Source organism: Azotobacter bryophylli (assembly GCF_042643485.1).
GTDB classification, from domain to species: domain Bacteria; phylum Pseudomonadota; class Gammaproteobacteria; order Pseudomonadales; family Pseudomonadaceae; genus Azotobacter; species Azotobacter bryophylli.
Map to the genome: position 1 here is coordinate 154,962 of NZ_JBHRSJ010000001.1, position 11,887 is coordinate 166,848.

11 protein-coding genes and 1 tRNA gene are annotated in these 11,887 nt (G+C 60.5%); 9 read left to right on the forward strand and 3 right to left on the reverse strand.

All coding sequences use genetic code 11. The features are described from left to right. Window positions 1-112: 112 nt before the first annotated feature. Window positions 113-295, reverse strand: a complete 183-nt coding sequence (locus ACFOJE_RS00770; RefSeq protein WP_377812315.1) for a hypothetical protein — start codon at window positions 293-295, stop codon at window positions 113-115. A gap of 352 nt (window positions 296-647) precedes the next feature. Here ACFOJE_RS00770 and ACFOJE_RS00775 point away from each other — a divergent pair, with 352 nt between their 5' ends. Both ACFOJE_RS00775 and ACFOJE_RS00780 read left to right on the forward strand, forming a co-directional pair. Next, complete coding sequence (locus ACFOJE_RS00775) at window positions 648-977, forward strand: four-helix bundle copper-binding protein (RefSeq protein ID WP_377812316.1); 330 nt, start codon at window positions 648-650, stop codon at window positions 975-977. 431 nt (window positions 978-1,408) lie between these two features. Continuing rightward, on the forward strand, window positions 1,409-2,431 hold the full coding sequence (locus ACFOJE_RS00780) for an SEL1-like repeat protein (protein ID WP_377812317.1): 1,023 nt from the start codon (window positions 1,409-1,411) through the stop codon (window positions 2,429-2,431). 168 nt (window positions 2,432-2,599) lie between these two features. On the opposite strand, the gene fnr is transcribed toward ACFOJE_RS00780, so the two are convergent. Beyond that, entirely contained in the window at window positions 2,600-3,385 is a 786-nt protein-coding gene (gene fnr / locus ACFOJE_RS00785; RefSeq protein ID WP_377812318.1) for a fumarate/nitrate reduction transcriptional regulator Fnr, read from the reverse strand. Between the two features lie 293 nt (window positions 3,386-3,678). Here fnr and ACFOJE_RS00790 point away from each other — a divergent pair, with 293 nt between their 5' ends. Both ACFOJE_RS00790 and ACFOJE_RS00795 read left to right on the forward strand, forming a co-directional pair. Beyond that, the gene (locus ACFOJE_RS00790; RefSeq protein ID WP_377812319.1) at window positions 3,679-4,566 is read left to right on the forward strand and encodes an EamA family transporter; all 888 of its coding nucleotides are present in this window, start codon (window positions 3,679-3,681) and stop codon (window positions 4,564-4,566) included. Window positions 4,567-4,916: 350 nt separating this feature from the next. Continuing rightward, window positions 4,917-5,147 carry a hypothetical protein gene (locus ACFOJE_RS00795; RefSeq protein WP_377812320.1) on the forward strand — a complete coding sequence of 77 codons (231 nt, stop codon included), beginning with the start codon at window positions 4,917-4,919 and terminating at the stop codon, window positions 5,145-5,147. Between the two features lie 1,127 nt (window positions 5,148-6,274). Here ACFOJE_RS00795 and ACFOJE_RS00800 read toward each other — a convergent pair. Continuing rightward, a tRNA-Leu gene (locus ACFOJE_RS00800) sits at window positions 6,275-6,361 on the reverse strand. A 109-nt stretch (window positions 6,362-6,470) separates the two neighbouring features. Between ACFOJE_RS00800 and queA the strand changes: the two genes are divergently transcribed. The 5 genes from queA to secF all read left to right on the forward strand — a co-directional run bounded on the left by queA (window position 6,471) and on the right by secF (window position 11,874). After that, window positions 6,471-7,520: a tRNA preQ1(34) S-adenosylmethionine ribosyltransferase-isomerase QueA gene (queA, locus tag ACFOJE_RS00805; RefSeq protein ID WP_377812321.1), complete on the forward strand. Its 1,050-nt coding sequence runs from the start codon at window positions 6,471-6,473 to the stop codon at window positions 7,518-7,520. A gap of 5 nt (window positions 7,521-7,525) precedes the next feature. Then, window positions 7,526-8,641, forward strand: coding sequence for a tRNA guanosine(34) transglycosylase Tgt (gene tgt, locus ACFOJE_RS00810; RefSeq protein WP_377812634.1), 1,116 nt, complete (start codon window positions 7,526-7,528; stop codon window positions 8,639-8,641). A 38-nt stretch (window positions 8,642-8,679) separates the two neighbouring features. Next, the gene (yajC, locus tag ACFOJE_RS00815; RefSeq protein WP_377812322.1) at window positions 8,680-9,015 is read left to right on the forward strand and encodes a preprotein translocase subunit YajC; all 336 of its coding nucleotides are present in this window, start codon (window positions 8,680-8,682) and stop codon (window positions 9,013-9,015) included. A gap of 65 nt (window positions 9,016-9,080) precedes the next feature. Continuing rightward, on the forward strand, window positions 9,081-10,949 hold the full coding sequence (gene secD, locus ACFOJE_RS00820) for a protein translocase subunit SecD (RefSeq protein WP_377812323.1): 1,869 nt from the start codon (window positions 9,081-9,083) through the stop codon (window positions 10,947-10,949). 13 nt (window positions 10,950-10,962) lie between these two features. Beyond that, window positions 10,963-11,874, forward strand: coding sequence for a protein translocase subunit SecF (secF, locus tag ACFOJE_RS00825; protein ID WP_377812324.1), 912 nt, complete (start codon window positions 10,963-10,965; stop codon window positions 11,872-11,874). Window positions 11,875-11,887: the final 13 nt, after the last annotated feature.

Genomic DNA, 11,887 nt, shown 5'->3' on the forward strand with positions numbered 1-11,887 from the left:
GAGGAGTGTTTCTATCTGTCTCAACAGGGAAACCGACGCTTGTTGATGCCGGGGCCGGGGACGCAAGAGCAGTCAACGTGACGCCATCACATCCCTGGCCTCTCATGCGGAATTAGCGACGGTTACTTCCGGGGCTTTGCTGGCCACTTCCGGGAGTTTTTTGTTGCTGTTGACCACCTTGGTGGCCCATGTCCGATGATCTTTCACGCTCCCTATCGATATTGCCGCCTTGACGGCTGGTGTCCTGGGACTTTTCGCGCTCGGTACCTGTGGTGGAGTTTTTCTGAGTGGGCATGATGTGTTTCCTCTACTGCTTTCAGAGTGGATGAGGGGACTTGCCCCTCATCAGGTCTGAATCGTCTCCACGCCAGTAGTTCCGAGGTGTTCTCCGGGAGGATGAGTAGCCGATGAGTGGCTGGCGATACTTGCCCTGATCCCTGGTGGCCACTACACCGACGCGGAATCAGTCGATCGAGCGATATAGCTGGCTGCAATTCACCTGCAGCTATGGGAATTGGCCCGAAAGCGGCATCGGCATCTCCCCATTCATCCCTTCGTGGAAACCTTTCTATCGTCTCTAAAGTCCCCCATAAGGCTGTGCTTTTTTCAGTCTTATCCTGTCCAGTGGCAAACGAGAGGGACGAAGAATGAGCGCTTCCATGAATGAATCCTGTATCCAGGCCTGCAGTAACTGTGCGTTGGCGTGCGAGACCTGTTCTGCCTCTTGTCTACGTGAGAGCGACGTGCAAGCGATGGCGCGCTGCGTTGCTCTGGATATGGACTGTGCAGATTTCTGCAAGGTGGCGGCTACCTTGATGGCTCGAGGAAGTGATTACGCCAAGGCCGTCTGCCAGCAATGTGCTGAAGTGTGCCGCGCTTGTGGCGAGGAGTGCGCCCGGCATGAGGCTGAGCATTGCCAGCGCTGTGCCCAAGCCTGTCGCTCGTGTGCCGAGGAGTGCGAACGGATGGCTGCTTAGCTCCCGCTGTCATCCAGCACTACCTGGTCCTCCCAGGTGCTACCGAGTGCCGGACGGCTTTGCTGCTTACAGGAGCGAATGAGCGCCGCCTGCCTTGCTTGCGCCCTATCATCTCATCGAGGCTTCGCTTCGGCGCGGAATAACCCGGGTTGTCGTCGATCAGGCTCGAGGGGCGCCTGGTTTAGGGGGCCGGCCTCGCCTTGAGCCTGGTCGGAGCGTCACAGGGTTCTTCTAGGCATGTCGCGCCCAGGCGTCGGCTACACGGGATCGGTTTCGTATACCTCTACCGCAAAGGTGTTGTTCCAAGGCCGGACGATTGTTCCGTATTGCGGGGTACCCGTCGGTGATACCCTTGCGCCGCTCGGCCTGTTCCTTCTATCCGGGGATGGTCGAGCTGCCTCTGACAGGAACAATGGAGTCTTCGATCCCCCATGAACGTACGAAACCGCTTACTGCCCCTGATCCTCATCGGGTCAATCCTGCAGGGTTGTTCCTCCCTCGGCCTCGACAAGGAAACCTCTCTTCCCTACTCGCAGGAAACTCTCAGGGATGCCGAAAAGGGTAACAGCGAGGCCCAGTTCGATGCGGGGGTGATGTATTACCAAGGCATTCGTGTCGAGGTGGACAAGGTCAAGGCCGCGGAGTGGTTCCGCAAGGCGGCCGAGCAGGGATATGCCAACGCCCAGTTCGACCTGGGGCTCATGTATGCGAAAGGGGAGGGTGTTGCTCAGGATGACCGGCAGGCTTTCGAGTGGTACCTGAAGGCCGCCGAGCAGGGGCTGCCCGAGGCCCAGGCGAATATCGCGCGGATGTATTCCGAAGGCCGTGGCATCGAGAAGGACATCGGCCAGGCCACCCTCTGGATGCAAAAGGCGGCTCGCCAGGAATACCCGGTAGCCGAGTACAACGTCGCTCTCATGTACGAGCAGGGCAACGGTCTGCCGCAGGATGCCCTGAAGGCCGCGCAGTGGTATGGCCGTTCGGCGGAGCACGGCCTGGCCGAGGGCGCCACCCGCGTCGGCTTTCTCTACCTGCAGGGCGACGGCGTCATGCGCGACGAGCGGCGCGCCGTCGAGTGGTTCGAGAAGGCTGCCAAGCAGGGCGATCCCCTGGCGCAGACCCAGCTGGGCATCATGGCCTGCAATGGCCAAGGCATGAAGGAGAACTACAAGCAGGCCTCCGTGTGGTTCCATCAGGCCGGGGTGCAAGGCTTTGCCGTGGCCCAGGCGCGGCTGGGAGGTCTCTATTACAAGGGGCAGGGGCTCGACAAGGATATGAGAAAGGCCTATGTCTGGCTGTCCGTCGCAATAGCCAACGGCCTCAAGGATGACAGTGGCGAGCTGGCCTCGATGCAGCGCAATGCGGAGGAAAGCCTGACGCCTGCCGAGCTGTCGAAAGCCCGGGGGGTGATCGACCGCTACCTCAAGGCCTACCAGCCGCGCGCCGACTTCTGATCGGTCCAGTTCGCCGGTGCTGCCGACCGGCACCGTGCGAGCATGCGTTGGACGCATGGGGGTGTCTCGCCAGACTGCCCGAAGGGGGCAGTCATTCACCGACGCTCGGTGCCCGAGGTGGCCTGTGAATGGGTAGTTACATAGGGGCGAGCGTATTGCCCTGTCGGTTCATATCGGGCTGCCTTCCAGATGCCAGCCGGCCAGGGTGCTCAGTTCGAGGGGGGCGAGGATGTGCACTTCCTTGCCTTCCGAGGCGATAAGCCTCATTTGCTGAAAACGGGTGAAAACGCGCGATACCGTTTCCACGGCCAGGCCGAGGTAACTGCCGATCTCGTTGCGCGACATGGGCAGGCGGAACTGGTTGGCAGGCAGGTCGCGACTGCGAAAGCGTGCGGAAAGGTCGATCAGAAAGGCGGCAATGCGTTCGTCCGCGTTCTTTTTCGACAACAGCAATCTCATCTGCTGGTTGTCGCGCAATTCGCGGCTCATGCATCTCATCAGCCGGCGACGCAGATGGGGGAGCTGCAGGGGCTGCTCGTCCAGTTGCTTCAAGGGAATTCTGCAGACCAGAGTTTCTTCCAGTGCCAGCGCCGAAACCGGATAGATGTTGCAGCCCATGCCTGAAAGTCCCACCAGTTCGCTGGGCAGGTGAAAGCCGGTGATCAGCTCCTCGCCGTTATCGCTCAGGCCGAAGGTCTTCAATGCGCCGGAGCATACGGCGAACACGCAACTGAATTCGTCGCCCTGTCGATAGAGATATTCGCCTCTCTTGAACGGCCTGCTCCGTTTGACGATCTTTGTTGCGGTCCCGTTGTCATCGAAGCTCGGAAGGCATAAGGCGGCGAGGCTGCAATCCTGACAGTGAGTGCGATGCGGGCTGGTCTGGCATGGCTTTGTGTGCTCACGAGCGCTGCTTTTTTGTGAGAGTTGTACTGCTTGCTCGTCATGGTCCATGGTGGATCTTCCTTTCCCTGAAGTCGCTTGTCCCGATGGGCGAAGTCGCGACCAACTACGGTATGGTGAGTGATGAATCCTATCATAGACATGCTTATCTATGAGGCGATGATTGCACTGCTTTGGTGCGTCTATAGTGGTCCTTTCGAGGTCATAGCCTTTGTTCGGGCCTGGGTGGATCGCCTGCCCGGAGTCGGACGACCAGTCCCTGCCCTGATCTGTTCGACTGAGTAGAGCTTGACGTCCCACTGAAAGAGCCTGAACTTGTGCCATTTTTGGGCGCTGGTCTATTTATGCTCTGGATTCCCTTCACCCTGTTCGCCGCCTTTACCCAAGCGCTGCGCAATGCCCAGCAGAAACAACTCAGCCGAGAGGTGAATGCGTTGGGCGTGACCCTGGCGCGTTTCATCTGGGCTCTGCCGCTGGCCGTGATCTACCTGGGGCTGCTGTACGTCGCCGAGCCGGAGGAACTGCCGCAGTTCAGTGGACGTTTCGTCTTCGCCGTAACCGCCGCCGCCTTCGCCCAGATCCTGGCCACTACCCTGATGGTGCTGCTGTTCCAGCGCCGGAGTTACGCCGCCGGCGTCGGTTTGGCCAAGAGTGAGGCGTTGCTGGCGGCGGTACTGGGTTCGATCTTTTTCGGAGCCGCGCTCGGCCCGATTGGCTGGTTGGGCATAGTGCTCGGCTCGGGAGCGGTCTGGCTGATGAAAGGGCGCAGCGAGCCCGGTTCGCTGGATATCTCGACTCTGCTGCTGGGTTTGGGCAGCGGTTTGTGTTTTGCCCTGACCACCCTCTGGGTGCGCGATGCCTGCCACCAGTTTTCGCTGTCGTTCATGCATACCGCCGCGTGGGCTCTGGTCTGGACCATCAGCATTCAGGTTGTAGCGCTATCCGGTTGGCTGGCTCTGCGTGATCGACAGACTTTGGTGAAACTGTGGAGGCGTCCCTCTCTGGTATTTCGTATCAGTCTCTCCAGTTCCATTGCTTCGCTATGCTGGTTCACCGCCGTCAATCTGGAGGACGTAGGCCTGGTGAAGACCCTGGGTCAGGTCGAAGTGTTCTTCACCTTGTTGCTATCGCAGCACTGGCTCAAGGAGCAGGTTTCGCAACGGGAAAAGCTTGGGCTTCTGCTGATAGTCATCAGTGCGCTGATGGTGATACTGCCGGCAATACCCGCATGATCGGAAGGCCTTGCCTGGGAATAAGCGAATGCCATTCTGTGCGAGCGCTTTTTCCTATGCCAATATCGGCTTTGTCGTCTGAAAGGGGTGGCAAAACAGGATTGCTCGGCACTTCTTTATGGAGCGTCCATATGGGGTTTGTTGGCCGCTCCCGCTCTCTTGGTTCTTAATGCTGTCTGGCGGTCACTGCATTAGCGAGATATTGCGCCATGACTCTGCTACCGCATGTCTACAACTCCGTCCGAATCGATAGGCGGTCAAGGTGGGAAACTAGCGAAGCGGCATAATGACGCTGCCTTTCGGCAATCGATCAACCTCTTCCTCTTATTCCGCAGTTTCGAGCGCCCTTAATGAACACCGAACGACGTTATTCAATCATCCTGGAGAATCGGGCCGAGATACTGCTTGAGAATGCGACCATGGAGCAGGTGGAAGCATTTTGGGATGCCAACGATACGCGCTACTTCGGATTGCGTATGGAAGATGAGCTCAGCGCTCATGCACGGGTTATCGTTACCGATGAAATTCCCGAGGAAGAAGAGATAGGGGATGTTTTCGTAGGCAAGACTGGGATCCTTTAGCGGGCCCGAATCCGCTTCCCATGTTTGGCTTTCGCAGAGACCTGCAATCACTTAAGTCCCAATCCTCGCCAGTGGTCATCGTCAGAGCAGACATCCACGCTTTTACTAGAGCCGTAGTGTAATAGCGGCGCTTGTTCAGTTTGTTCTCAGGTGCAGTCAGCAAATCAGGATGTAAAGGACGAGGAAGACGCACCAGGAGCCGAGAATCACGGAAGCGGGATGCATCACAATCCATTCATGCAGGCGACGCCAATGGGTGCTGTCTGTCGTTGCTGGAGTGAATGGTCTGTTTTTCCAACAATGCTGATCGATTGCTCCGCAGATCAGCCATGCAATCACTGGTAAGACGAGCCCCAACCCCATTCGAACTACTGCTTCCGTGTTCAAGACGCTGCTCCAAGTACTGCTATTTTTTGATGGCCTGATTTCTGGATTGCGAACAGGCTCATTGATGTCTCGATGACATCACGGCGATGAGGCGGCAATTATGACTTGGCGCAACGTTGAGCACGATGGTTCCTGGATCTGCACTGATGAGGCGTCGGCAAAAGGTTAAAGCGCGGATTTTTAGGAAAGGGGAGAGGGGCGTACCCACAGGTGGCGGGCATGTAGCCAACCATCCAAGGGATTGGTCTGTTCCCGGGCGCTACTGAGGCACCTTTCTCGGCACAAACAAGAACGGCGAGGGGTTAGCCTCGCCGTTGATTTTTCCTTCCGTCCTTGTGCTCATCATCCTGACGAGCCGCCGCTTATCCTGCGACTTTCCCTTGGCCGCCATCCTTGGTCAGCCTGCGTCGTTCCTTCGACGTCTTTGTGGGATCCACTGTACCCAGATGGCCGCCCCAAGGAAATTGGAAAGCTCTCGATCTTTTGTAGGTCAGGGCTTACGTAATCGCTTCACGCGTCCGGGTTTGCCAGCAGCTGGAGCTCTAGGTCTATCGCGAGCTCGTCTGGCGCCAGCTTTAGCTGAGCCGCTGCAAGGCCTGCGGCATCTGTTTGGGCCTGTTCCGGGACTTCTTTCTTGGCTAATCGAGCGCCAATTAGGAATCGCAGGCAACAAAAAAACGGCTCTAAGGCCGGTTCTTCGTGGGTTTCGGGCTTGGTTGGGAAGTCCCGAAAAGATTGTATGGTGCCCCGGGAGAGACTCGAACTCTCACTCTGTCGCCAGAAACGGATTTTGAATCCGCCGCGTCTACCGATTCCGCCACCGAGGCACGATGGCGGCGCAGTATAGGGAGGCGGATGCGCTTGGTCAATCAGGTTGCGTGGTCAGTTGAGATGCTTTCCGGTAAGCTTTGCGCCCCGAAAAGCTGACCTCTCACCATGCGCGTCGTCGATTTCCATTTCGATCTTCCCGAGTCTCTGATCGCTCGTCATCCTCTTCCTGAGCGCCGAGCGAGTCGCCTGCTGGTGCTCGACGGGCCGACCGGGGCCCTGGAGCACCGGCGTTTCGGGGATCTGCTCGAGTACCTCGAGCCGGGCGATCTGATGGTGTTCAACAACACCCGCGTGATCCCTGCACGCCTGTTCGGCCAGAAAGCCAGCGGTGGCAAGCTGGAGATTTTGGTCGAGCGGGTGCTGGACAGCGAGCGGGTGCTCGCCCACGTGCGTTCCAGCAAATCGCCCAAGCCGGGCTCGAAGATTTTCGTCGAGGGTGGGGGCGAAGCCGAAATGCTGGCCCGTCACGATGCTCTGTTCGAGCTGCGCTTCAGCGAGCCCGTTCTGCCACTGCTCGAGCGTAGCGGGCACATGCCGCTGCCTCCTTATATAGATCGTCCGGACGAGGCTGCCGATCGCGAGCGCTACCAGACGGTTTATGCGCAGCGTGCGGGTGCGGTGGCAGCGCCCACTGCCGGTCTGCATTTCGATGAGGCGTTGCTGGAGGCGATCCGCGCCAAGGGTGTGGAGACCGCCTTCGTGACCTTGCACGTGGGGGCGGGTACCTTCCAGCCGGTGCGCGTCGAGCGGATCGAGGATCATCACATGCACCGCGAATGGCTGGAGGTCGGCCAGGATGTAGCCGACGCCGTCGCTGCCTGTCGTGCCCGCGGCGGGCGGGTGATCGCAGTCGGCACCACCAGCGTGCGCTCCCTTGAAAGCGCGGCACGCGATGGCGTGCTCAAGCCGTTCAGCGGCGATACCGATATCTTCATCTACCCGGGCCGCCCGTTCCATGTGGTCGATGCCCTGGTGACCAACTTCCACTTGCCCGAATCCACCCTCCTGATGCTGGTGTCGGCCTTCGCCGGTTACCCGGAGACCATGGCCGCCTACGCCGTGGCGGTGGAGCAGGGCTACCGTTTCTTCAGTTACGGTGATGCCATGTTCATCACCCGCAATCCGGCGCCGCGTGGCCCCGAGGAGCACGCATGAGTCACATGTCCTTCGAACTGCTGGCGACCGACGGCAAGGCCCGTCGTGGGCGCCTGACCTTCCCCCGCGGCGTGGTCGAGACCCCGGCGTTCATGCCGGTGGGCACCTACGGTACGGTGAAGGGCATGCTGCCGCGTGACATCGAGGGGATCGGCGCGCAGATCATTCTCGGCAACACCTTCCACCTCTGGCTGCGTCCCGGCACCGAGGTGATCAGGCGGCATGGCGATCTGCATGATTTCATGCACTGGAAGGGGCCGATCCTCACCGATTCCGGCGGTTTCCAGGTGTTCAGCTTGGGTGCGCTGCGCAAGATCAAGGAGGAGGGGGTCACCTTCGCCTCCCCAGTGGACGGTGCCAAGGTGTTCATGGGGCCGGAAGAGTCGATGCAGGTCCAGCGCGATCTGGGGTCGGACATCGTGATGATCTTCGACGAATGCACGCCTTATCCGGCCGACGAGGAGGTGGCGCGACGCTCCATGGAGCTGTCGCTGCGCTGGGCCAAGCGTTCCAAGATCGCCCATGAGGGCAATCCGGCAGCGCTGTTCGGCATCGTCCAGGGCGGCATGCACGAAAACCTGCGCCTGCGCTCGCTGGAGGGACTCAATGAAATCGGCTTCGACGGTCTGGCCATCGGCGGGCTGTCGGTGGGCGAGCCCAAGGAAGAAATGATCCGCGTACTGGATTTTCTGCCGCCGCAGATGCCGGCCGACAAGCCGCGCTACCTGATGGGCGTCGGCAAGCCGGAGGACCTGGTCGAAGGCGTCCGTCGGGGCATCGACATGTTCGATTGCGTGATGCCGACCCGCAATGCCCGCAACGGCCATCTGTTCGTGGACACCGGTGTGCTGAAGATTCGCAACTCGGTACACAAGAATGACGAGTCGCCGCTCGATCCGACCTGCGACTGTTATACCTGCACACACTTCTCCCGCGCATATCTTCACCACTTGGACAAATGTGGCGAAATGCTGGGCAGCATGTTGAATACGATCCATAACCTGCGGCATTACCAGCGCTTGATGGCTGGTTTGCGCGAGGCTATTCAACAGGGTACATTGGCCGTCTTTGTCGATGCCTTTTATGCTCGGCGTGGCCTGCCGACCCCGCCGTTGGGCTGAATCGTTTCTTTTTTGAGTCCTTTTGACTGGAGTGCTACATGAGCTTTCTGATCCCTGCTGCCTACGCTGACGCCGCCGCTCCGGCTGCTGGTCCCGCCGGCACCGGTTTCGAGTGGATCTTCCTGGTCGGTTTCGTGGTCATCTTCTACCTGATGATCTGGCGTCCCCAGGCCAAGCGTGCCAAGGAGCACAAGAATCTGCTCGGTAGCCTGCAGAAGGGCGATGAAGTGGTGACCACCGGCGGTATCGCCGGCAAGGTGAGCAAGGTGTCCGACGACTTCGTCGTGCTGGAAGTTTCCAACACCGTCGAGCTGAAGATCCAGAAGGGCGCAATCGCCGCCACTCTGCCCAAGGGCACGCTGAAGGCCATCTGAGCCTCGCACTCCTTCCATCATTCACGGGGCGCGCAAGGCGCCCCGCGTCATAAGCGGGCGGCGTCATGCTCAACAAATACCCTCTGTGGAAATATCTGCTGATCCTGGCTGTGCTGGCGGTCGGCTTCATTTATTCCGCGCCCAACCTCTATCCGGACGATCCGGCCATTCAAATCAGCGGAGCGAGCACGGCCTTGCAGGTCGGACAGGCCGACCTGGACAGGGTCGGCAAGGCGCTGGCCGAGGCCGGCATCGCGGTCAAGGCATCCAGTCTCTCGGCGGAAGGCAAGGGCGGCCTGCTGCGGCTGACCAGGCAGGAAGACCAGCTGCCGGCTAAGGATGTGGTACGCAAGGCGCTCGGCGACGAGTACGTGGTCGCGCTGAACCTGGCGCCGACCACTCCTCCCTGGCTGCGTGCGCTGGGGGCCAGCCCGATGAAACTCGGTCTGGATCTCTCCGGCGGCGTGCACTTCCTCCTCGAAGTGGATATGGAGAAGGCGCTGGACGCCCGTCTGAAGGTCTACGAGAGCGAGGTGAAAAGCCTGCTGCGCAAGGAGGGCGTGCGTTATCGCAGCCTGCCGCAGGCCGAGGGGGGCATTCAGCTCGGCTTCACCGACCCGGCATTGCTGGAGCAGGCTCAGGGCCTGATCCGAAAGAGCTTCAACGATTTCCAGCTGACCCGTAGCGAACGCAACGGCATGCAGGTGCTGCGACTGGCACTGACCGAGGCCAAGCTGGCGGAAATCCGCGAATACTCGATCAAGCAGAACCTGACCACGGTGCGTAACCGGGTCAACGAGCTGGGCGTGTCCGAGCCGCTGGTGCAGCGCCAGGGCGCCAACCGCATCGTGGTCGAGCTACCGGGCGTGCAGGATACCGCCGAAGCCAAGCGGATTCTCGGCAAGACCGCCAACCTGGAATTCCGTCTGGCCGCCGAGCCCGACGCGCCGCGCTCCATGACCGAGGCCTTCGAGTTCCGGGAAGCGGGGCGCCCGGCCGTGCCGCTGGAGCGCAGCCTGATCATCACCGGTGACCAGGTGACCGATGCCCAGGCCAGCTATGACGAGAACGGCCGGCCGCAGGTGAACATCCGCCTGGACGGCCACGGCGGCGAGCTGATGAACCGGGCCACCCGCAACAACGTGGGCCGCAGCATGGCCGTTGTGTTCATCGAGCAGAAGCCGGTGACCCGCTACGTGAAGCAGATGGTCGACGGCGTCGAGAAGGAAGTGCCCGTCGAGACCTTCCGCGAAGAGAAGAAGATCATCAGCCTGGCGACCATCCAGTCGCCGCTCGGCAGCCAGTTCCGTATCACCGGCTTGAACGGCCAGGGCGAGTCTTCCGAGCTGGCGCTGCTGCTGCGCGCCGGTGGTCTGGCGGCGCCCATGTACTTCGCCGAGGAGCGCACCCTCGGACCGAGCCTGGGAGCGGAGAACATCCAGCTGGGCATCGATGCCTCGCTGTGGGGTTTCCTCTTCGTCTCCCTCTTCATGGTGGCCATCTACAAGTTCTTCGGTCTGCTGGCCACGGTGGCGCTGGCGTTCAACATGGTCCTGCTGGTGGCGCTGATGTCGCTGCTCGGTGCGACCCTGACGCTGCCGGGCATCGCCGGTATCGTGCTGACCATGGGCATGGCGGTCGACGCCAACGTGCTGATCTACTCGCGTATCCGCGAAGAAATCGGCAATGGTATGTCGATCCAGCGTGCCATCCACGAAGGCTTCGATCGCGCCTTCTCGGCGATTCTCGATGGCAACCTGACCACGCTGTTGGTGGGTGGCATCCTGTTCGTCATGGGGACCGGACCGATCAAGGGCTTCGCCGTGACCATGTCCCTGGGCATCGTCACCTCCATGTTCACCGCCATTATCGTGACCCGCGGCATGGTCAACCTGATCTTCGGTGGCCGCGATATCAAGAAACTCTGGATTTGAGAGGCTCGGCACGATGAAGCGTGTTATCAATTTCATGGGCATCCGCCATGCGGCGTTTGCCGTGACTCTGCTCCTGACGCTGGCCTCCCTCGCCAGCCTAGCGGTCAAGGGCTTGAACCTGGGGCTAGACTTCACCGGTGGTGCCCTGATCGAGCTGAGCTACCAGCAGCCCGTCGAGCTGTCATCGGTGCGCGGCCAACTGGAGAAGGCCGGCTATGGCGATGCCCTGGTGCAGAGTTTCGGCGCCACCACCGATGTGCTGGTGCGCCTGCAGGGCGAGGACCCGCAGCTCGGCAGCAAGGTGGCGGAGGCTCTGCGGCAGGCCGGTGGCGACAATCCGGTGATCGTCAAGCGCGTCGAGTACGTCGGTCCTGCGGTAGGCGAGGAGCTGCGTGATCAGGGCGGTCTTGGCATGCTGCTGGCTCTGGGCGGCATCCTGGTCTACGTGGCGTTCCGCTTTCAGTGGAAGTTCGGCCTGGGGGCCGTTCTCTCCCTGTTCCACGACGTCATTCTCACCCTCGGCGTGTTCTCCTTCTTCCAGCTGCCGTTCGATCTCACGGTCCTGGCTGCGGTCCTGGCGATCATCGGCTATTCGCTGAACGACACCATCGTGGTCTTCGACCGTATCCGCGAGAATCTCCGCCTGCTGCGCAAGACTGGCTTGATCGAGAACATCAACATCTCGACGAGCCAAACACTGTTGCGGACCATGGCGACCTCCATCTCCACCCTGCTGGCGATCCTCGCGCTAATGCTGTTCGGCGGCGAGCCGCTCTGGGGCTTCTCCCTGGCGCTGTTCATCGGGGTGATGGCCGGAACCTATTCCTCGGTCTACATCGCCAACATCACGTTGATCTGGCTGAAGCTGACCCGTGAAGATCTCATTCCGCCAGTCGTCGAAACCGAGGCCGATCAGCGCCCCTGACGGCAAGCGAAGC